This is a genomic window from Plantactinospora sp. WMMB334 (assembly GCF_049179095.1).
In the GTDB taxonomy this organism is placed as follows: Bacteria; Actinomycetota; Actinomycetes; order Mycobacteriales; family Micromonosporaceae; genus Plantactinospora.
On record NZ_JBMHME010000002.1, the window covers coordinates 3,871,008 to 3,887,486 of the forward strand.

General features: G+C 71.4%; 16 protein-coding genes. 7 read left to right on the top strand and 9 right to left on the bottom strand.

The window, feature by feature from the left end; all coding sequences use genetic code 11:
• Positions 1 to 15: 15 nt before the first annotated feature.
• The 5 genes from ACN27G_RS16500 (at position 16) to ACN27G_RS16520 (ending at position 5,882) form a co-directional block, all read left to right on the top strand.
• Complete coding sequence (locus ACN27G_RS16500; RefSeq protein WP_421493705.1) at positions 16 to 759, top strand: IclR family transcriptional regulator; 744 nt, start codon at positions 16 to 18, stop codon at positions 757 to 759.
• Positions 760 to 882: 123 nt separating this feature from the next.
• Entirely contained in the window at positions 883 to 1,932 is a 1,050-nt protein-coding gene (locus ACN27G_RS16505; protein WP_421493706.1) for an extracellular solute-binding protein, read from the top strand.
• A gap of 2 nt (positions 1,933 to 1,934) precedes the next feature.
• Positions 1,935 to 3,650: an ABC transporter permease subunit gene (locus ACN27G_RS16510; RefSeq protein ID WP_421493707.1), complete on the top strand. Its 1,716-nt coding sequence runs from the start codon at positions 1,935 to 1,937 to the stop codon at positions 3,648 to 3,650.
• Entirely contained in the window at positions 3,647 to 4,819 is a 1,173-nt protein-coding gene (locus ACN27G_RS16515; protein ID WP_421493708.1) for an ABC transporter ATP-binding protein, read from the top strand. Before ACN27G_RS16510 ends, ACN27G_RS16515 begins: the two co-directional genes overlap by 4 nt.
• A gap of 121 nt (positions 4,820 to 4,940) precedes the next feature.
• Positions 4,941 to 5,882, top strand: a complete 942-nt coding sequence (locus ACN27G_RS16520) for a DUF6282 family protein (RefSeq protein ID WP_421493709.1) — start codon at positions 4,941 to 4,943, stop codon at positions 5,880 to 5,882.
• A 39-nt stretch (positions 5,883 to 5,921) separates the two neighbouring features.
• Here ACN27G_RS16520 and ACN27G_RS16525 read toward each other — a convergent pair whose 3' ends face one another.
• The 4 genes from ACN27G_RS16525 to ACN27G_RS16540 are packed head-to-tail and all read right to left on the bottom strand — an operon-like array spanning position 5,922 to position 9,375.
• Positions 5,922 to 6,689: a carboxymuconolactone decarboxylase family protein gene (locus ACN27G_RS16525; protein ID WP_421493710.1), complete on the bottom strand. Its 768-nt coding sequence runs from the start codon at positions 6,687 to 6,689 to the stop codon at positions 5,922 to 5,924.
• Positions 6,686 to 7,555: an NAD(P)-dependent oxidoreductase gene (locus ACN27G_RS16530; RefSeq protein ID WP_421493711.1), complete on the bottom strand. Its 870-nt coding sequence runs from the start codon at positions 7,553 to 7,555 to the stop codon at positions 6,686 to 6,688. Before ACN27G_RS16530 ends, ACN27G_RS16525 begins: the two co-directional genes overlap by 4 nt.
• Before the next feature lie 58 nt (positions 7,556 to 7,613).
• Positions 7,614 to 8,513, bottom strand: a complete 900-nt coding sequence (locus ACN27G_RS16535) for an NAD(P)-dependent oxidoreductase (protein WP_421493712.1) — start codon at positions 8,511 to 8,513, stop codon at positions 7,614 to 7,616.
• Between the two features lie 52 nt (positions 8,514 to 8,565).
• Positions 8,566 to 9,375: an N-acyl homoserine lactonase family protein gene (locus ACN27G_RS16540; protein WP_421493713.1), complete on the bottom strand. Its 810-nt coding sequence runs from the start codon at positions 9,373 to 9,375 to the stop codon at positions 8,566 to 8,568.
• A gap of 321 nt (positions 9,376 to 9,696) precedes the next feature.
• Between ACN27G_RS16540 and ACN27G_RS16545 the strand changes: the two genes are divergently transcribed.
• Together ACN27G_RS16545 and ACN27G_RS16550 are read left to right on the top strand one after the other, a co-directional pair.
• Positions 9,697 to 10,428, top strand: a complete 732-nt coding sequence (locus ACN27G_RS16545) for an SDR family NAD(P)-dependent oxidoreductase (protein ID WP_421493714.1) — start codon at positions 9,697 to 9,699, stop codon at positions 10,426 to 10,428.
• A gap of 269 nt (positions 10,429 to 10,697) precedes the next feature.
• Positions 10,698 to 11,813 carry a glycoside hydrolase family 53 protein gene (locus tag ACN27G_RS16550; RefSeq protein ID WP_421493715.1) on the top strand — a complete coding sequence of 372 codons (1,116 nt, stop codon included), beginning with the start codon at positions 10,698 to 10,700 and terminating at the stop codon, positions 11,811 to 11,813.
• Positions 11,814 to 11,884: 71 nt separating this feature from the next.
• Here ACN27G_RS16550 and ACN27G_RS16555 read toward each other — a convergent pair whose 3' ends face one another.
• From ACN27G_RS16555 to ACN27G_RS16575, 5 genes are read right to left on the bottom strand one after another with little or no spacing between them, the layout of a single operon-like run.
• A complete protein-coding gene (locus ACN27G_RS16555) occupies positions 11,885 to 13,114 on the bottom strand; it encodes a 3-deoxy-7-phosphoheptulonate synthase (RefSeq protein WP_421493716.1) in 1,230 nt (409 codons plus the stop codon).
• Entirely contained in the window at positions 13,098 to 14,723 is a 1,626-nt protein-coding gene (locus tag ACN27G_RS16560; RefSeq protein WP_421493717.1) for an aromatic amino acid ammonia-lyase, read from the bottom strand. The genes ACN27G_RS16555 and ACN27G_RS16560 overlap by 17 nt, the downstream gene beginning before the upstream one ends.
• The gene (locus tag ACN27G_RS16565) at positions 14,720 to 15,745 is read right to left on the bottom strand and encodes a hypothetical protein (protein ID WP_421493718.1); all 1,026 of its coding nucleotides are present in this window, start codon (positions 15,743 to 15,745) and stop codon (positions 14,720 to 14,722) included. The genes ACN27G_RS16560 and ACN27G_RS16565 overlap by 4 nt, the downstream gene beginning before the upstream one ends.
• Complete coding sequence (locus ACN27G_RS16570; RefSeq protein WP_421493719.1) at positions 15,742 to 16,044, bottom strand: acyl carrier protein; 303 nt, start codon at positions 16,042 to 16,044, stop codon at positions 15,742 to 15,744. Before ACN27G_RS16570 ends, ACN27G_RS16565 begins: the two co-directional genes overlap by 4 nt.
• Entirely contained in the window at positions 16,041 to 16,472 is a 432-nt protein-coding gene (locus ACN27G_RS16575; protein ID WP_421493720.1) for a hypothetical protein, read from the bottom strand. Before ACN27G_RS16575 ends, ACN27G_RS16570 begins: the two co-directional genes overlap by 4 nt.
• Positions 16,473 to 16,479 lie beyond the last annotated feature (7 nt).

The window sequence follows — 16,479 nt, forward strand, 5'->3', positions numbered from 1 at the left end:
CGAAGGAGGTACGGCATGGAGATTGCCAGCGGAGACCTCCAGGTCGTCGCGCGGGTCGCCCAACTGCTCCGGCTGCTCACGGCCAACGACACCATCGACCTGGTGTCCGCCGCCGAGGAGCTGGGCGTCGGCAAGTCCACCGCCCACCGTTACCTGGCGTCGATGGAGAACCACGGTCTCCTGCAACGCCGCGACCGCAACCGCTACGAGTTCGGCGTCCTCCTCGCCGAGTTGGGCACGATGGCCCTGTCCCGGCTCGGCGTGGTCGACCTGGCCGGTCCGGTGATGGAGGACATCAGCGCGCACGTCCGGCACACGGTCGTGCTCAGCGTCTGGAACGGCACCTGCCCCGTGGTGGCGAAGGTGCGGGAGGACAGCAGCCGTACGGCACACGTCTCGATCGCGGTCGGCAGCCAGCTCGGGCCGAACGCGGCCCAGACCGTGGTCTTCTGGGCCTTCCGGGAGCAGTCGTACTACCGGTTCCGCCGGGGGACACCACCGGTGAACGCGACCGAGGCGGAACTGGCGGAGGTCCGGCGGACCGGCATCGCGGTCCGGAAGAGTCCCCGGGACGGCGTCAGCGCGGTGGCGACCCCGGTCCGTGGTCCGGGCGGCCAGGTCGTGGCGACGCTGGCCGTCGTCGACATCGCGCAGTTCGTGCCCGAGGAGACCGACAGTCCGGTGGCGCGCGCCCTGTTGGCGGGCGCCGTGACGATCAGCCGGCGGATGGTCAATCCGCTCGACGGCGGGGCCGACTGACGCCGGAGCGCACCGGCGGGGGCCGGGGCAGGTAGGCGGGACGGAGCGACCGGGGTCGACGTCCCCGATGGACATCGTTGGGTGGATACAGGACGACGCTTTTAACTAGAAAAGGCGATAAATATGAAGAAATCCCTATTCTTCACTACGATAGCGGTCGGTGCCCTGCTGGTCTCGGGTTGCGGGGTGGGCGGTGGCTCCGGCGACTCGGGCACGAAGAGCCTGACCTGGGCCAGCACCGGCGGCCAGTTCCAGGAGGACGAGAAGAAGGCCCTGCAGGAGCCCTTCACCGCCAAGACCGGCACGACGTTCACCAACGTCAGCCCGGCCGAGCAGGCACAGGTGCGCGCGATGGTGAGCTCCGGCAAGACCATCTGGGATCTGGCGAACATGAGCTGGATCTACGCCGGAGCCTACTGCGGCGAGCTGTTCGAGAAGCTGGACGACCCGGCCCTCGACCGCGGCAAGTTCCCCGAGGGGACCACCGGCGACTGCTTCGTCCCCACCTACCGGTACGCCAACATCTTCAGCTACAACGCCGACATGTACCCAGGTGAGAAGCCGACGAAGATCGAGGACTTCTTCGACGTACAGCGTTTCCCGGGCAAGCGGGTCGTCTACGACTACCCCAAGGCCGGCCTGATGGAGGCCGCGCTGGTCGCCGACGGCGTGCCGGCCGAGCAGGTCTACCCGATCGACGTCGACCGGGCCCTGAAGAAGATCGACACGATCAAGAGCTCGCTGGTCTTCGCCCCCAGCTACGGCGCCATCCAGCAGATGCTGGTGGACAAGCAGGCCAGCATGGTCCTCACGGTGACGGCGCGGACGATCGTCTCGGCGCAGAGCGGCGCCAACCTCGTGCCGGTCTGGGACTTCAACACCACCGACATCGGCGCGCTGGTGATCCCGAAGGGCACCCCGAACAAGCAGCTCGCCCAGGAGATGCTCGCCTTCGTCACCGAGCCCGAGCAGGCCGTCGCGTACGCCAAGCTGACCGGCACCGCGCCCGCCCGGCCCGACGTCGACCTCGACTCGGTCGGCTACACCGAGCAGCAGAAGACGTTCAACGCCTTCCTGCCGGACCGGGGCACCACCGTCGAGCAGGACAAGCAGTGGTGGATCGACAACACCGACGCGCTGGTCAAGCGGTGGACCAGCTGGAAGGTCGGCTGAGCATGTCGGCTCCGACAGCCACGGCCGGGGCGCCCGTCGCGCGCCCCGGCCCGGCGGCCTGGCTCGGCCGGGCGCACGCCACCGGATGGCTGCTGCTCCTGCCGTCGCTGGTCGCGCTGGCGCTCCTCTTCGTGCTGCCCCTGGCGAACGTCGTCCTGGACAGCTTCACCGAGCCGAGCCTCGGGCTGGGCAACTACGCCTCGCTCTTCACCGACGGCTACACCCTGCGGGTGCTCGGCAGGACCCTGCTCGTCGCGCTGGTGGTCGCCGTCGTCGGGGTGCTGCTGGCCTACCCGTACGCGTACGCGATGACCCTGGTCGGACCGACCATGCGGGCCGTACTGGTGACCGTGGTGCTCGTCCCGTTCTGGACGAGCATGCTGGCCCGCAACTTCGCCTGGCTGGTCCTGATGCAGGACGGCGGCGCGATCGCGCAGCTGCTGCGCCCGTTCGGGCTCGGCGACGTTGCCCTGCTCGGCACCTCGCTGGCGGTCGGCATCTCGATGACCCAGGTGCTGCTCCCCTTCCTCGTGCTGCCGATGTACAGCGCGATGGAGCAGATCGACGGGCGGCTGGTGGCGGCCGGGCAGAGCCTCGGCGCGCCCCGGGCCCGCGCCTTCCGCCGGGTCTACCTGCCGCTCTCCACCCCGGGCGTCGTCGCCGGGATGTCCCTGGTCTTCGTGCTGGCGCTGGGCTTCTACGTCACGCCGGCCCTGCTCGGCTCCACCCGCAGCGCGATGATCGCCCAGGTGATCAACGTGCGTACCAAGGAACTGCTCGACTTCGGCGGGGCCGGCGCGATGGGCATCTTCCTGCTCGCCGTCGTGCTCGTCGTGCTCGGGCTCAGTCGCCGGCTGGCCGGGCAGAACGTCGCGACGGTCGCGGGCGTCGGCCACTCGACCCGGCACAGTGCCGGCGGGGAGCGCTCCTCCGAGGTACGCCCCTGGCTCCGGGTGCACACCACGATCGTCGCGATCATCCTGGTGGCGCCGACGCTCGTGGTCATCCCGATGAGCTTCTCCTCGGCGGAGACCTTCCGGTTCCCGCCCGACGGCTGGTCGTGGCGGTGGTACCAGCAGCTCTTCACCTCGCCGGAGTGGAGCGCCGCGATCCTCAACAGCCTCCAGGTCGGCATCTACACCGCGATCTTCGCCACCGTGCTCGGCACCACGGCGGCGTTCGGCCTGACCCGGCTCGGCCCGCGCTGGCGGGGCGTGCTCAACGGCTTCCTGCTCTCGCCGATCATCGTCCCGCACATCCTCGTCGCCCTGGTGGTCTTCTCCGCGTTCCTGCGGCTGGGCCTGAACGGCACGCTCATCGGGATCATCCTGGCGCACACCGCGATGGCGCTGCCCTTCGTGGTGATCGCGGTGACCGCCCGGTTGCAGGGGATGGACCACCGGCTCAGCGGGGTGGCGGCGAGCCTCGGCGCGAACCCGGTCTCGGCGTTCCGGCGGGTGACCTTCCCGCTCGTGCTGCCCGGCATCCTCTCCGGAGCCGTCCTCGCCTTCGTGACGTCGCTGGACGAGGTGGTCATCGCCCTGTTCCTGCAGGCACCCGGGGCGGTCACGCTCCCGGTCCAGATGTTCAACAGCGTCACCGTCCAGATCGACCCGACGATCTCCGCCGCGTCGAGCCTGATGGTCGTCCTGGTCAGTGTCCCCATCCTGCTCGCCCAGATCGTCGGCGTGCGGCGCGGAAGGAAAGGTAACCGGTGAGATCTCCGATCAGGCAGCAGACGTCGGGCCCGCCGACGACCACGACCGCCCCGCCCGCATCGGCGGCACCGTCGAGTGCGGCGACGCCGCCGATCGGCGCCAGCGGCGGCCGGGTCGAACTGGTGGACCTCTGCAAGAGGTACGGGGCCGGGGAGCGGCCCGCCGTGGACCACGTCGACCTCGACATCGAGCCGGGCGAGTTCATCACCCTGCTCGGGCCGAGCGGCTCGGGCAAGACCACCACGCTCAACATGATCGTCGGCTTCACCGAGCCGACCTCGGGTCGCATCCTGCTCAACGGCCGCGACATCACCCGGATGCCGGCGCACCGGCGCAACTTCGGCATGGTCTTCCAGAACTACGCCCTCTTCCCCCACCTCACGGTGGCGCAGAACGTGGCCTTCCCGCTGCGGGAGCGCAAGGTCCCGGCGGCCGAGACGGCCCGGCTGGTCGGCGGGGCGCTGGACCTGGTCGACCTGGCCGGCATGGAGAACCGGCGCCCGCACGAGCTCTCCGGCGGGCAGCAGCAGCGGGTCGCGCTGGCCCGGGCCGTGGTCTTCTCCCCCAGCGTGCTGCTGCTCGACGAGCCGCTCAGCGCGCTGGACCGCAAGCTCCGGCAGTCGCTCCAGCGCGAGATCAAGCGGCTGCACGACGAGTTGGGGCTCACCTTCGTCTTCGTCACCCACGACCAGGACGAGGCGATGACGCTCTCGGACCGGATCGCCATCTTCGACCACGGCCGGATCGTCGCGCTCGGCACGCCGGCCGACCTCTACCACCGGCCCACCACGCAGTTCGTCGCGCGGTTCCTCGGCGAGTCCACCGTCTTCGCCGGCCGCCACCGCTCGGCCGACGTCTACGAGTGGCACGACCGCAAGTGGGCCGTCGAGGAGCAGGTGCCGGGCGGCGAGGAGCGGGCGCTGGTCGTACGCCCGGAACGCATGCGGCTCGCCCCCGACGAGGAGTCGGTGCCGTCCGGCAGCAACGCCGCACCGGCGACCGTCACCGACGTCTCCTTCTACGGCACCTACTACCGGATCGAGCTCGCCTTCGGGGACGGCTCGATCGGCTGTGCGGCGCTTCCCGTCGGCGCGCCGGCGACGGTCGAGCCGGGCGCCGGGGTGGTCGCCCACTGGCGCCCCGAGGACCAGGTGCTGGTCGCCGAGTGAAGCCCGACCGTTCCCCGAGTGAAGTGCGACCGTTCCCCGAGCGAAGTGCGACCGTCGAGTGCACTCCGACCATCGAGTGCGCGCCGACCGTCGATCAGAGTCCGACCGTAAGGAAGCACAGATGATCTCAGTCGACTACCCGTTCGACCCCGACGCCGACGCCGACCGGAAGGTGCCGGACGAGGAGGCGGACGCCCTCCTCGTCGGTGCGGTCGACCTGCACCAGCACCCCGGCCCGAGCCCGTTCCCCCGGCGGATGAGCATCCTCGACGCGGCGCGCGACGCCGCCGGTGCGGGGTTCCGGGCGATCGTCGCCAAGTCGCACCACCACAGCATGGTCACCGACATCCTGGCGCTACGCACGGCGGGGCTCGCGGAGCTGTCGACCGAGGTGTACGGCGGCATCGCGCTCAACCGGACCGTCGGCGGGCTCAACCCGTACGCCGTCGAGCTGGCGCTGCGGATGGGTGGCCGGATGGTGTGGTTCCCCACCCTCTCCTCCGCCGCGCACGTCCGGCACCACGAACACCACGACACCGGATTTCCCACGCCAGAGGTGGAGCTGCGCCCCAACGAGATCATCTCGATCCTCGACGAACGCGGGGCGGTGCTGCCGGAGGTCCGGGACATCCTGTCGGTGATCGCGGCCGAGGACGCCGTGCTGACCTGCGGTCACCTGGGCGTCGAGGAGTCGCAGCGGCTGATCGACGCCGCGCTGGAGGCGGGTGTCCGGCGGATCGTGGTCAACCACCCGTGCTTCGTCGTCGGCGCCTCGGTGGACCAGGCGGTGGCCTGGGCGCGGCAGGGCGTACACATCGAGCACTGCATCGTCATGTACTTCGGCCGGCCGGAACGCCGGCGGGACCTCGACGAACTCCTGACCTTCATCAAGGAGGTGGGTGTCGGGCAGACGGTCCTCTCCTCCGACTCGGGGCAGAAGAACAACCCGCTGCCGGTGACGCTCTACCGCCGGGCCGTCCGTGGCCTGGTGGACGCCGGGGTCGCCGAGTCGGACATCCGGCAGCTGGTCGGCACCAACGCGGGACGGCTGCTGCTGGGCTGAGCCCGGCGGCGCGCACCGTCGGGTGCGCGCCGCCGGAGGTCACTCCCCGGTCGTCCCGATCCGCTCCATCTCCTCGAGCAGGATCGGGGCGGCCGCGGTCACGCCGTGGATGCCGAGCACCGAGGCGATCTCCATGACCTCCAGGATCTCCTGCGGGGTGGCGCCGTAGCCGATCGCGTTCTCGATGTGCAGCTTGAGGCCCTTGACGTAGAGGTGTGTGGCCGCCGTGTCGAAGGCGATGTAGATGAACTCCTTGACCTTCGGCTCCAGGGTGCCGGAGCGCCAGGGCACCGAGGAGAACTCCGTGTACGCGGCGAACATCTCCGGGTCCAGCTCCAGCATCTCGTCCCAGAAGGCGTGCCAGTAGCCGCGCGTCCTGATGAACTCGGCCTTGAGCCGCTCCTGTTCCCCGGTCAGCGGGGCCGGCCCGGTGCGCAGCCCCTTCTCCTGGAGCACCTCCACCAGGATCGGCACCCCGATGTTCATCGCGTGGATGCCGAGCGTCGCGGAGAGTTCGAGCACCTCCATGATCTCCTGCGGGGTGGCGCCGAGCTTGAGGGCGGCCCGGATGTGCTGGCGTACTCCCGGCAGGTACATGTGGGTGGCGTTGGCGTCGATCGCGATGTAGACGAACTCCTTGACCTTGTCGTCGAGGTGGTTCCTGCGCCACGGCACGGCCGAGAAGTCCAGGTACGCCTGAAGGAACTCGGGATCGAGCCGGAGTACGCCCTCCCAGGTGTCGCTCCACGCGCCACGGACCCGGATGAACTCCTGCTTGATCTCTTCCTGCCGTGGGGTCAGGCTCATCGTGCGGGGTCCTTTCGCAACCAGTTGACGATCTCGGTGTGGTCCGCGGTGGCGTCGAGGGCCTCCGCCGCCCGCGCCCAGAGTTCGGCCGCCGCGTGCCCGAGCGGATCGGGGGTGCCCACCTGGTCGGCGAGCCCGGTGGCGATGCGCATGTCCTTGAGCATCAGGCGCAGCCCGAAGCCCGAGTCGTAGCTGCCGGGCAGGATGAAGGTGGGCCACTTGTTCTCGGTCGACCCGCTCCGGCCGCTGGACCGGTTGAAGATCGACAGCATCGTCTCCGGGTCGAGGCCGAACCTCTCCCCCGCGAGGATCGCCTCGCAGGTGACCAGCAGGTGGGTGGCGGAGAGCAGGTTGTTCAGCGCCTTGACCGCGTGCCCGCTGCCGACCGCGCCGGCCCGGGTGGCCGTGCCGAGGTGGGCCAGGATCGGCGCGACCCGATCGAGGTCGGCGGGCTCACCGCCGGTCATGATGGTCAGCTCGCCGCTCCGGGCCCGGGAGACGCCGCCGGAGACCGGGGCGTCCACCAGGGTGACCCCCCGCTCCGCCAGCTCGGCGGCGAGCGCCCGGGTGCGCATCGGTTCCGAGGAGCTCATGTCGACGACGGTCGCCCCGGGCTCCGCCACGAAGCCACCGTCGTGCACGGTGGCTTCGACGACGTCGGAGTTGGGCAGCATCAGCACGATCACGGAGGCTCCCCGGACCGCGCCGGCCAGATCCGGGGCGGCCGTGCCGCCGGCTCCGGCCAGCGCCTGCCGGGCCGGCTCCGCCGGGTCGAAGCCCCGCACCTGGTAGCCGGCCCGGACCAGCCGGGCCGACATCGGGCCGCCCATGTTGCCGAGCCCGACGAACGCGACCGTCTCGGTCATCTCTCCCGTCCTTCCACTCTGCGCCACCCGTACACTGCCCGCCGCCGGTCGATGATCGTCACGCGGCAGGCTCCTCCCCGGTGTGCAGCCGGACACCTCCGGAGAGGTCCCCGATGGCGTCGACCACGGTGTTGCTGATCTCGTCGGCGTATCCCAGCGCGCGGGCCAGGCCGAAGCTCGCGAGCGGACCGGCCGAGTTGGGGCTGACCACGCCGAGCCGGGCGGCGAGCTCGACGTAGAGGTTCACGTCCTTGAGCATCAGGGTGTTGGTGAGCCCACCCCGCAGGTAGTCGCCGTGGATGATCTTCGGGAAGCGGTTCAGGGTGGCGAAGTTGACCCCGGAGCTGGCGTTGAGCACGGCGAGCAACGTCTCCAGGTCGAGACCGGCCTTCCTGCCGGCGACCATCACCTCGGCGGTGGCCGAGAGGGCGATCGCGTTGAGGAAGTTGTTCAGCAGCTTCACCGTGTGCCCGGCTCCGCTGGGCCCGCAGTGGAAGATCTTCGCGGCGAAGAGCTCCAGGACCGGGCGGGCCCGGTCGAGTGGGTCGGGCTCACCGCCGACCATCAGGGTCAGCGTCCCCTGCTCGGCGGCGGCGGCCCCGCCGGAGATGCCGGCGTCGAGGTACGCCGCTCCCCGCTCGGCGAGCAGCCGGTGGATGCGCGCGCTCGAGTCCGGTGCGGCGGTGGAGAGGTCGACCACGATCTGGCCGGGGCGGGCGTGGGCGAGCACACCGCCGTCGCCGAGGACCACCGCCTCGACGACGGTGCTGTCCGGCAGCGACAGCAGCAGGATGTCGCTGCCGTCGGTCAGCTCGGCTACCGATCCCGTGGCCTTCGCCCCGGCCGCGGCGACGTTGTCGGCGCGCACGTCGTAGCCGAGCACCTCCCGGCCGGCGCGCACGATGCAGGCGGACATCCGGCCGCCCATGTTGCCGAGTCCCGCGAAGCCGATCCTCATCACTGCTCTCCATCCCTCACTCGGTGGTCCGCCCGCTGCCCCGTCCGATCCGTCAGCACTCCTCGCCGATCGTGGCCGCGAGACCGGCCAGCGCCCCGGAGACCGGGGTGAACCGGGCGAGCGTCTCCGGGTCGTGGCCGGCGACCAGGTGGCGCACCTCGCCGGTCTCGAGCATCTCCCGGATCCGCTCGAAGCCGGCGTACATGTCGACGAGGCAGGCCACCTGGGAGAACGGCATGGCCCGCTCGTACTCCTCGTAGTAGTGCACCGCGTCGGAGGCGAGCAGCACGGTGCCTTCGGAGGTGTTCACCGTGACGATGCTCTGCCCCGGGGTGTGCCCGCCGACCCGGATCACCCGGACGCCCGGCGCGATCTCGACGTCGTCGGCGAAGGTGCGTACCCGCCCCTCCCGCTCGGCCTGCCGCAGGTGGCCGAGTTCGGCGTCCTCCACCGAGTGGTGCAGCAGGGGCCGGTCCGCGTACGGGCCCGTCCAGAAGGCGTACTCGGCGGCGGCGACGACCAGCGGCGACGCGGGAAAGAGAGCCAGGTTGCCGATGTGGTCGTAGTGCGCGTGTGTGACGACGACCGGCGGCCCGGCGGCCCGGTCCACCCCGAGCGCGTCGAAGGCGCTGCCCGGGGCGATCAGGGTGGTGCGGTCGCGCCGGGCACCGCCGGCCGCGGAGAAGCCGGTGTCCACCACGACGGTGCGGTCCGCGTTGCGGACGAGCCAGAAGAAGTAGTCCATCCCGATCGGGCCGTCCGGCTCGCCGTAGACGTGGTGGTTGAGGTAGACGTCGCTGCGTACGGTCTGCCGGGTGCCGTACTTGACGATGGTCACCTGGTAGCGGTCTGTGCCGGGCATCAGTGCACCGGCTGCACCGGGACGGTCTCGCCGGCCGGCCCCGGCGGAGTGGCTGCTCCGGGCGATGCGGGCCAACCGTGTGACATACCTGCTCCTCGGGGACGGGGACGGGGACGGGGACGGGGATGGGGATGGGGATGGGGCGTCGACGTCGACGTCGACGTCGACGGAACGATCGCCGGTCCGACTATATGATTGTCATACAAAATCTGCAACGACCCTGTGCAGGACGCGTGAGTCGTGACGGAAACAGCAGGCTTGCGGGAACCGGCCGGCCGGGCAAAACTGTATGATCGTCGTACGATGTAACGGAGGGGCGCCATGGATCTGACCGCCGTCGTGACCGGTGCGGCCCGGGGCATCGGCCGCAGCGTCGTGACCAGGCTGCGGGCCGCGGGTTACCGGGTCGTCGCGGTCGACGTCGCGCCGGCAGTGGCCGACCTCGCCGAGGCGGGCCGGGTGGTGCCGATGACCGCCGACGTCACCGCCGAGGCGGCACCGGACGACGTGGTCGGTCGGGCGGCAACCGAGTTCGGTCGGCTGGATCTGCTGGTCAACAACGCCGGACGGTTCCTGCGCCGCCCCATCCTCGACACCACCGACGACGACTTCGACGCCCTCTTCGCGGTGAACGTACGGTCGGCGTTCAGGTTCGCCCGCGCGGCCCTGCCGCACCTGGTCGAGACCGGCGGCTGCATCGTCAACACCGCCTCGATCTCGGGACTGGTCGGCGTGCCGAACCAGAGCGCCTACGCGATGACCAAGGGTGCGATCGTCCAGCTGACCCGGCAACTCGCCATCGAGTGCGCCGGGCGCGGCGTACGGGTCAACGCGGTCGCGCCGGGCGCGGTCGACACCGACTTCACCGCCGAGGCCAGGGCGGCCGACCCGGATCCCGCAGCGAGCCTGGCCGTGACGTTGGGCAACCATCCGATCGGCCGCATGTCGACACCCGACGAGGTGGCCCGAGCCATCGTCTTCCTGGCCTCACCCGAGTCCGCGGGCATCACCGGCACGATCCTCAGCGTGGACGGCGGCTACGTCGCTCGCTGAAGCCGCTCGGCGAGTCCGGCCGAGCCGTCATCGACCCTCAGCGGGAGAAGACGGCACCGGCAGCGGTCAGTGCCTCCCGGTCGATGCAGAGTTGGGAGCGCTCACAGAGGCGATCCGGCCTTGATTGCGCAGGTCGCCACAGTAGGCACAAGGTATTTACATCCATCTCTGGAGATACTACTGTGAGCGCTCCCAGCCCTATCTATGTCATGTCCATCGATCGAAGGGGCACCGGGCCGATCGGCGGACGAGGATCGAGGAGATTGGCAATGACCGTCCACCACCAGTGGAAGCGGCGAATCGCCCTGATGCTGGCGGCCGTGGCCGTGCCCGCGACGCTGCTCACCGTCGCCGCACCCGCCTCCGCCGCCCCCATGACCATGCTGGGCGCCGACGTCTCCACCCTGCAGCGCGCCAATGACGTCGGCGCCAGGTACTACGACGCGAACGGCACCCAACGGGACGCGCTCGACATCCTCCGCGGCGTCGGCGTCAACTACGTCCGGCTACGGATCTGGAACAACCCCCGCAGCGGCTACAACAACAGGGACAAGGTCCTGCAGTACGCCCGGACGGTGAAGGCCAGGGGCCTCAAGCTGATGATCGACTTCCACTACTCGGACAGCTGGGCCGACCCGGGCCAGCAGACCAAGCCGGCGGCCTGGGCCAGCCACGGCATCAACCAGCTCACCACGGACGTCTACAACTACACCTACGACGTCTGCACCAGCCTGCGGGCCCAGGGCACCACGCCGGACAGCGTGCAGATCGGAAACGAGATCAACAGCGGCATGCTGTGGAACGACGGCCGGGTGACCAACAACAACTTCTACAATCTCGGGTTGTTGCTCAAGGCCGGCCACGACGCGACGAAGGCATGCAACAGCGGCACTCAGGTGATCATCCACACGGCACACGCCGACAGCCTGGCCAACGCGCGCTGGTTCTACGACGGAATCCGCGGGCAGGGCGTGCAGTGGGACATCACCGCGCTGTCGTACTACTGCACGTGGCACGGGTCGATGAGCAACCTCTACAACGTGATCACCGACATGCGCAACCGGTACGGCAGGCCGGTCGTCATCGCCGAGACCGCGTACCCGTTCACCTCCGGCAACGCCGACAGCACCAGCAACCACGGCGCCTCCAGCTGCTCCGGCTATCCGCTCACCTGGCAGGGCCAGGCGACCCACTTCACCCACGTGCAGAACACCGCCCGCGACGCGGGCGCGATCGGCGTCTTCTACTGGGAGCCGACCTGGTACGCCGTCCCCGGCAACGGTTGGGACCCGGCCAACATCAGCGGCAGCGGCAACGGCTGGGACCACATGGCCACCTTCGACTGGAACGGCCGGCTCAACCCGAACATCCGATGGACCCCGTGACGGCGCGACCGCCGACGTCCGCACCGGCGAACCGCTCCGGGGTGAGGTGACCGGTGCCGGCCGGGTGGGCATCACGACGATGTCCCGCCCGGCCGGTGCGCCGGTGGCCGGAGGGCGTCGGCGACCCGGCGTACCAGGTGCGCCGCCTGGTCGTGGTTCAGTCGTGGATCGCACGGCGAGGTGTAGCGCGCCGACCCGCTCTCCGCCGTCAGCGACGACGTGTCGTCGACGCACTCGAGGACCCGGTCGGGGGTGAGCTCCAGATGCAGGCCGCCGGGCCAGACGCCGCGGTCGCGCAGCACCGCCACGAACTGCTCCGCCTCGGCCACGACATCGGTGACGACCCTGGTCTTCTCCCCGCCGGGACGGCGCCGTGTGTTGGCGTGCATCGGGTCACACATCCACAGCACGCTCTCCGCATACGATCCGACCGCGTCCACCATCGCGGCGAGCCCGCTGGCGACCCGGTCCACGCCGAGCCGGAAAATCAACACCAGCTCGCCCGGCGAGCGGTCGCGGACCAACCTCTCCACCAGGCACGCCACCTCGTCCGGGGCGGCACCGGGACCGATCTTGACGCCGATCGGGTTGCGGATGCCGCCGGCGAACTCCACGTGCGGCCCGTCCAACTGCCGGGTGCGGTCACCGATCCAGAGCATGTGCGCGGACGCGCTGTAGGTGGAGCCGCTCCGCCGGCGCAGCAGGGCCCGCTCGTACTCCAGCAGCAGCGCCTCGTGGCTGGTGTAGACGGGCGCCAGCTCACCGCCGGACGTGGCCGCACCGGACGGGAGAATCAGCCCGGCGGGCAGCAGCGTCGCCAGCACCCGGGCCGCCGAGTCGTACGCCCGCGCGATCCGGCGGGGATCCGCCCGTCGCGCCGCGGCGGTCGGCTCGGCCGAGTTGACGGCGTCGCCCCGGTAGACCGGAAGCTGGCTGCCGTCCGGTAGGTCTTCGACCGGGCTGGAGCGCGGCTTGGCGTACTGGCCGGCCAGGCGCCCGACGCGCACCACCGGCAGCCCGACGATCCGCTCCATCGCATCGGCCAGCCCGTGCAGTTGGTCGGCCTTGGCCCGTACCCGGTGTGGCGCGGAGTCGACGAAGAGCTCCGCGCAGTCGCCGCCCTGGAGGACGAAGGCCCGTCCCCGGGCCGCCGATCCCAGTTCGGCGGAGAGCGCCGCGCACGCCTCCGGTTCGACGAGCGGCGGGCGGCCGGCGATGTCGCGCAGCACCCGGGCGGCGAGCCCGGGTGGGTCCCACGCCGGTTGTTGGGCGACGAGCGGGGGATCAGCGAGTGCGGTCACCATCGGTTCCTTCCAGGGTCACATCGGCGGGTACGGCGGAGGGCCAACCGAAGCGGCGCTCGACGACCTCGGCCGCCGCCGCCACCTCGGCCGCGAGCGGGCGGTCCCGCAGCAGGCCCGGCACGTTCTGCTCGAACCACTCCCACGGGGCGGCGGGCTCGGGCCGGCGGCTCCCCGCCGGCCCGAGCAGCGAGAGCTGGTGCGCGGCGACGAAGAGCGAGCCCATGATCCACCACGCCCGGTCCAGCATCCCGCGTACCGCGTTGGCGCCGTTCAGGGCCATCGGTACGTGGTCCTGGTTGTCGAGGTTGGCGGGTAACGGCGTCATCGATGCCGGATAGCCCGCCTGCCGGATCGCCGCCAGATGGGAGGTCGCGGCCATCTGGACGCCGGCGAGTCCGCTGCCGCGTCCGGGCCGTGGGGTCAGGAACGGCGGCCGACCTCCGTTGCGTTCCGGGTCGACCACCAGGGCGAGCTGCCGCTCGGCGAGGTAGGCCACCTGGTGTACGCAGACAGCCTGCTGCTCCACCGCGAGCGCCACCGGAGCGGCGTGGAAGTTGCCTCCGTGCAGCACCGCGTCGCCGACCAGCACGGGGTTGTCCGTGCAGCCGCGCGCTTCGGTGGCGAGCACCTCGGCCTGCAGCCGCACCTGGTCGAGGACCGCCCCGAGCACCTGCGGGGCACAGCGCAGCGAATACGGCTCCTGCAGCGGGCGGGCGGGGTCGGCGACCACGTCACCGGCCGCCGACCGGATCCACTCCGAGGCGAGCCGGTGCCCCGGATGGCCACGGACGAGCGCGAGCCGCTCCGCGTACGCCTCGGTGGCGGCGCCGAGCAGCGTCACCAGCCGCCCCGTGACGGCCGCCGACGCTTCGGCCAGGGCCCGGATCCGGTCGTGGTTGTGCAGCGCCATGGCCAGCGACGCACTGGTGCCGTTGACGAAGGCCAGGGCGGACCGGGCGTCCCAACGGACCGGTTCGAGCCCCTGCCGCCGCAGCGCGTCGGCGGCCGGCACCGGAGCACCCGCCGTCGCCCCGAACCCGTTCCACACCTCTCCGTCACCCGCCGCCGCCCTGGCCGCGTGGGCCAGCGGCACCAGGTCACCGCTCGCGCTGAGGCTGCCGTCCTGCGGCACCCTCGGGGTGATCCCGGCGTTCCACTGCGCCGCCAGCGCCGACCAGACCGCCACGTCGACGCCGGAGTGCCCCAACCGCATGCTCTGCAGCCGGAGCCAGACCATCGTCCGGGCCACCTCCGGCGGCAGCGGTGGACCCTGACCGACGCAGAGATGCGCGAGCAGGCCGTCGGCCTGCCGGAACGGATCCGGTTCGGCCCCGTACCGCACCAGCGGCCCGTACCCCCGGGAGACGCCGTAGACCGGCCGGGACGCAACCAGCCGGGCGAGGCGTTCCCGGCCCCGGTGCAGCCTGCCCCGCTCCGCCTCGTCGAGGTCGGTCCTCGCCGTCCAGCCGGTCGCGCGCAGCAGCGGCGTGACCTGGTCGGCCCGACCACCGTCGTCCGGCGGGCCGGACCCCGGGCGGGTGCCCAGGCCCTCCGCACCGCCCGGCACCGCCCCGTGCAGGTCGCCTCCGGCGAGAACCCCGCTCACGGCACCTCACCCCCCGCCGAAGCGCGCACACCGGCGTACAACTGGTCCAGCTTCACCTTTCCGGTGGGGGTCCTGGCTATCCGGACGACCGCGTGGACGGCGCGCGGTACGGCGTCCCCGGCGAGCCCGGCGGAGAGCCGCCGCCAGACCTCCCCGTCGCGCAGGGCACCCGCGCGGCAGTCGTAGAACAGTTCGTAGTGTTCACCGCGGACCGGGTCCCGCAGGGCCAGGCATGCCACGTCGGTGCCGAGGGCCGCACGCGCCGCCTCCTCGATCGCGTCGAGGTTGCAGCGGCGCCCGTTGACCTTGACGAGCCGCGTGGTGCGTCCCAGGTGCGCGAAGTGCCGCTCGTCGACGACCCGCACCACGTCCTGCAACCGGAACGACCGCGGCGCCGACCGGCTGCCGACCCGCCGGGCGAGGCGAGGACTGCGCACGTGCAACAGCTGGGTACTGCCGAGGGGTCCCTCGATCACCAGCTCCACGTCCGGCAGCAGCCGCCACGGCGCCTCGGCGGCGGAGCCGCCGATCTCCCGGTACGCGACTCCCCCGGTTTCCGTGGCGCCGAAGAGCTCCACGGCGCGGAAGTCGGCCCCGGCGAGCTCGGCCACCACCCGTGCCGTCGCCGGGGTGGTCGGTCCCGCCCCGTGCAGCGCGACCACGCCCGGCAACCCGCCGATCCGGTCGACCATCCGGCGCAGCAGCAGCCAGCTCGACGGCAGGCAGACGAAGAGGGTACGCACCCGGTGCGACAGGTCCGGCAGGCGTACGGCGTCGTCGTAGAGCCGCTGCACAGGAATCCCGCGCAACCGCGGCAGCACGTCGCCGAAGAGCCGCCCGTAGAGATGCTCCGGCGGTGCGAACGTCACCACCTGGTCCAGCTCGCCGATGACGTTGCCGGCGATCAGCAGAGCCTCGCTGTGCAACTGGTCCTCCGTGCGCACCCAGCGCTCGGGCGTCCCGGTGTGTCCCGACGTGCGGAACTCGATCTCGCGGTGCTGCGGCGCGGGCCGGGGTGTCACCGCGCCGTCCCGAGCGCGACGCGGTCCTCCAACCGGTCGTGGACGAACTGCACGATCCGCTCGACGGTGGCGAACGCGTACCGCACGTCGTGCTCGACGAAGTCGACCTCCACCTCGAACTCCGCCTCCACCAGCGTTATGCACTCCAGGGCGGCGAGGCTGTCGTACCGCGCGCCCAGCGCCTCCGGCAGGGGCACGTCGTCGGCGACGTCGTCGACGGCCGGGCCGAGCCTTCCGCGCAGCGCGGCCCGGACCCGTGCCCGGAGCTCCTCCCGATCCGGCACCACCAAACTGGTCATGTCGTCTTCCTCCCCGTGGGTTCGGCCGGGGCGTGCTCCGGCCCGTCGGCGCGGCGCAGCACTCCCCGTTTCGCTAGATAGACGTCGGCGGGCGACGTCGGTCGGAATTCGAGATAGAAGAACGGGGTGTCGGGGCCGGCCCCGAGAGCGTCGGCGATCTCGGCCGCCAGGCCGGCCCGGAACCGCTCGTCGCGGTCCGGGCCGACGCAGCAGGTCACCGCCGCGTGCCGGAGGACGCCGGGCCGGTGCGGCAGCGCCTCCAGCGGCAGCCCGCCGGTGAACGTCGTCTGCTCCGGCTGCTCCTCGAACCGCACCACCACGTGCGCCGGTGGCACCCCGTGGTCGGTCAGCCAGCGGGTCAGCCGCACCGCGACGGCCCGCCGCCGGCTCGGCGAGCAGGGAACCGTACGGATGGTTATGGTCGGCATCGTTTCC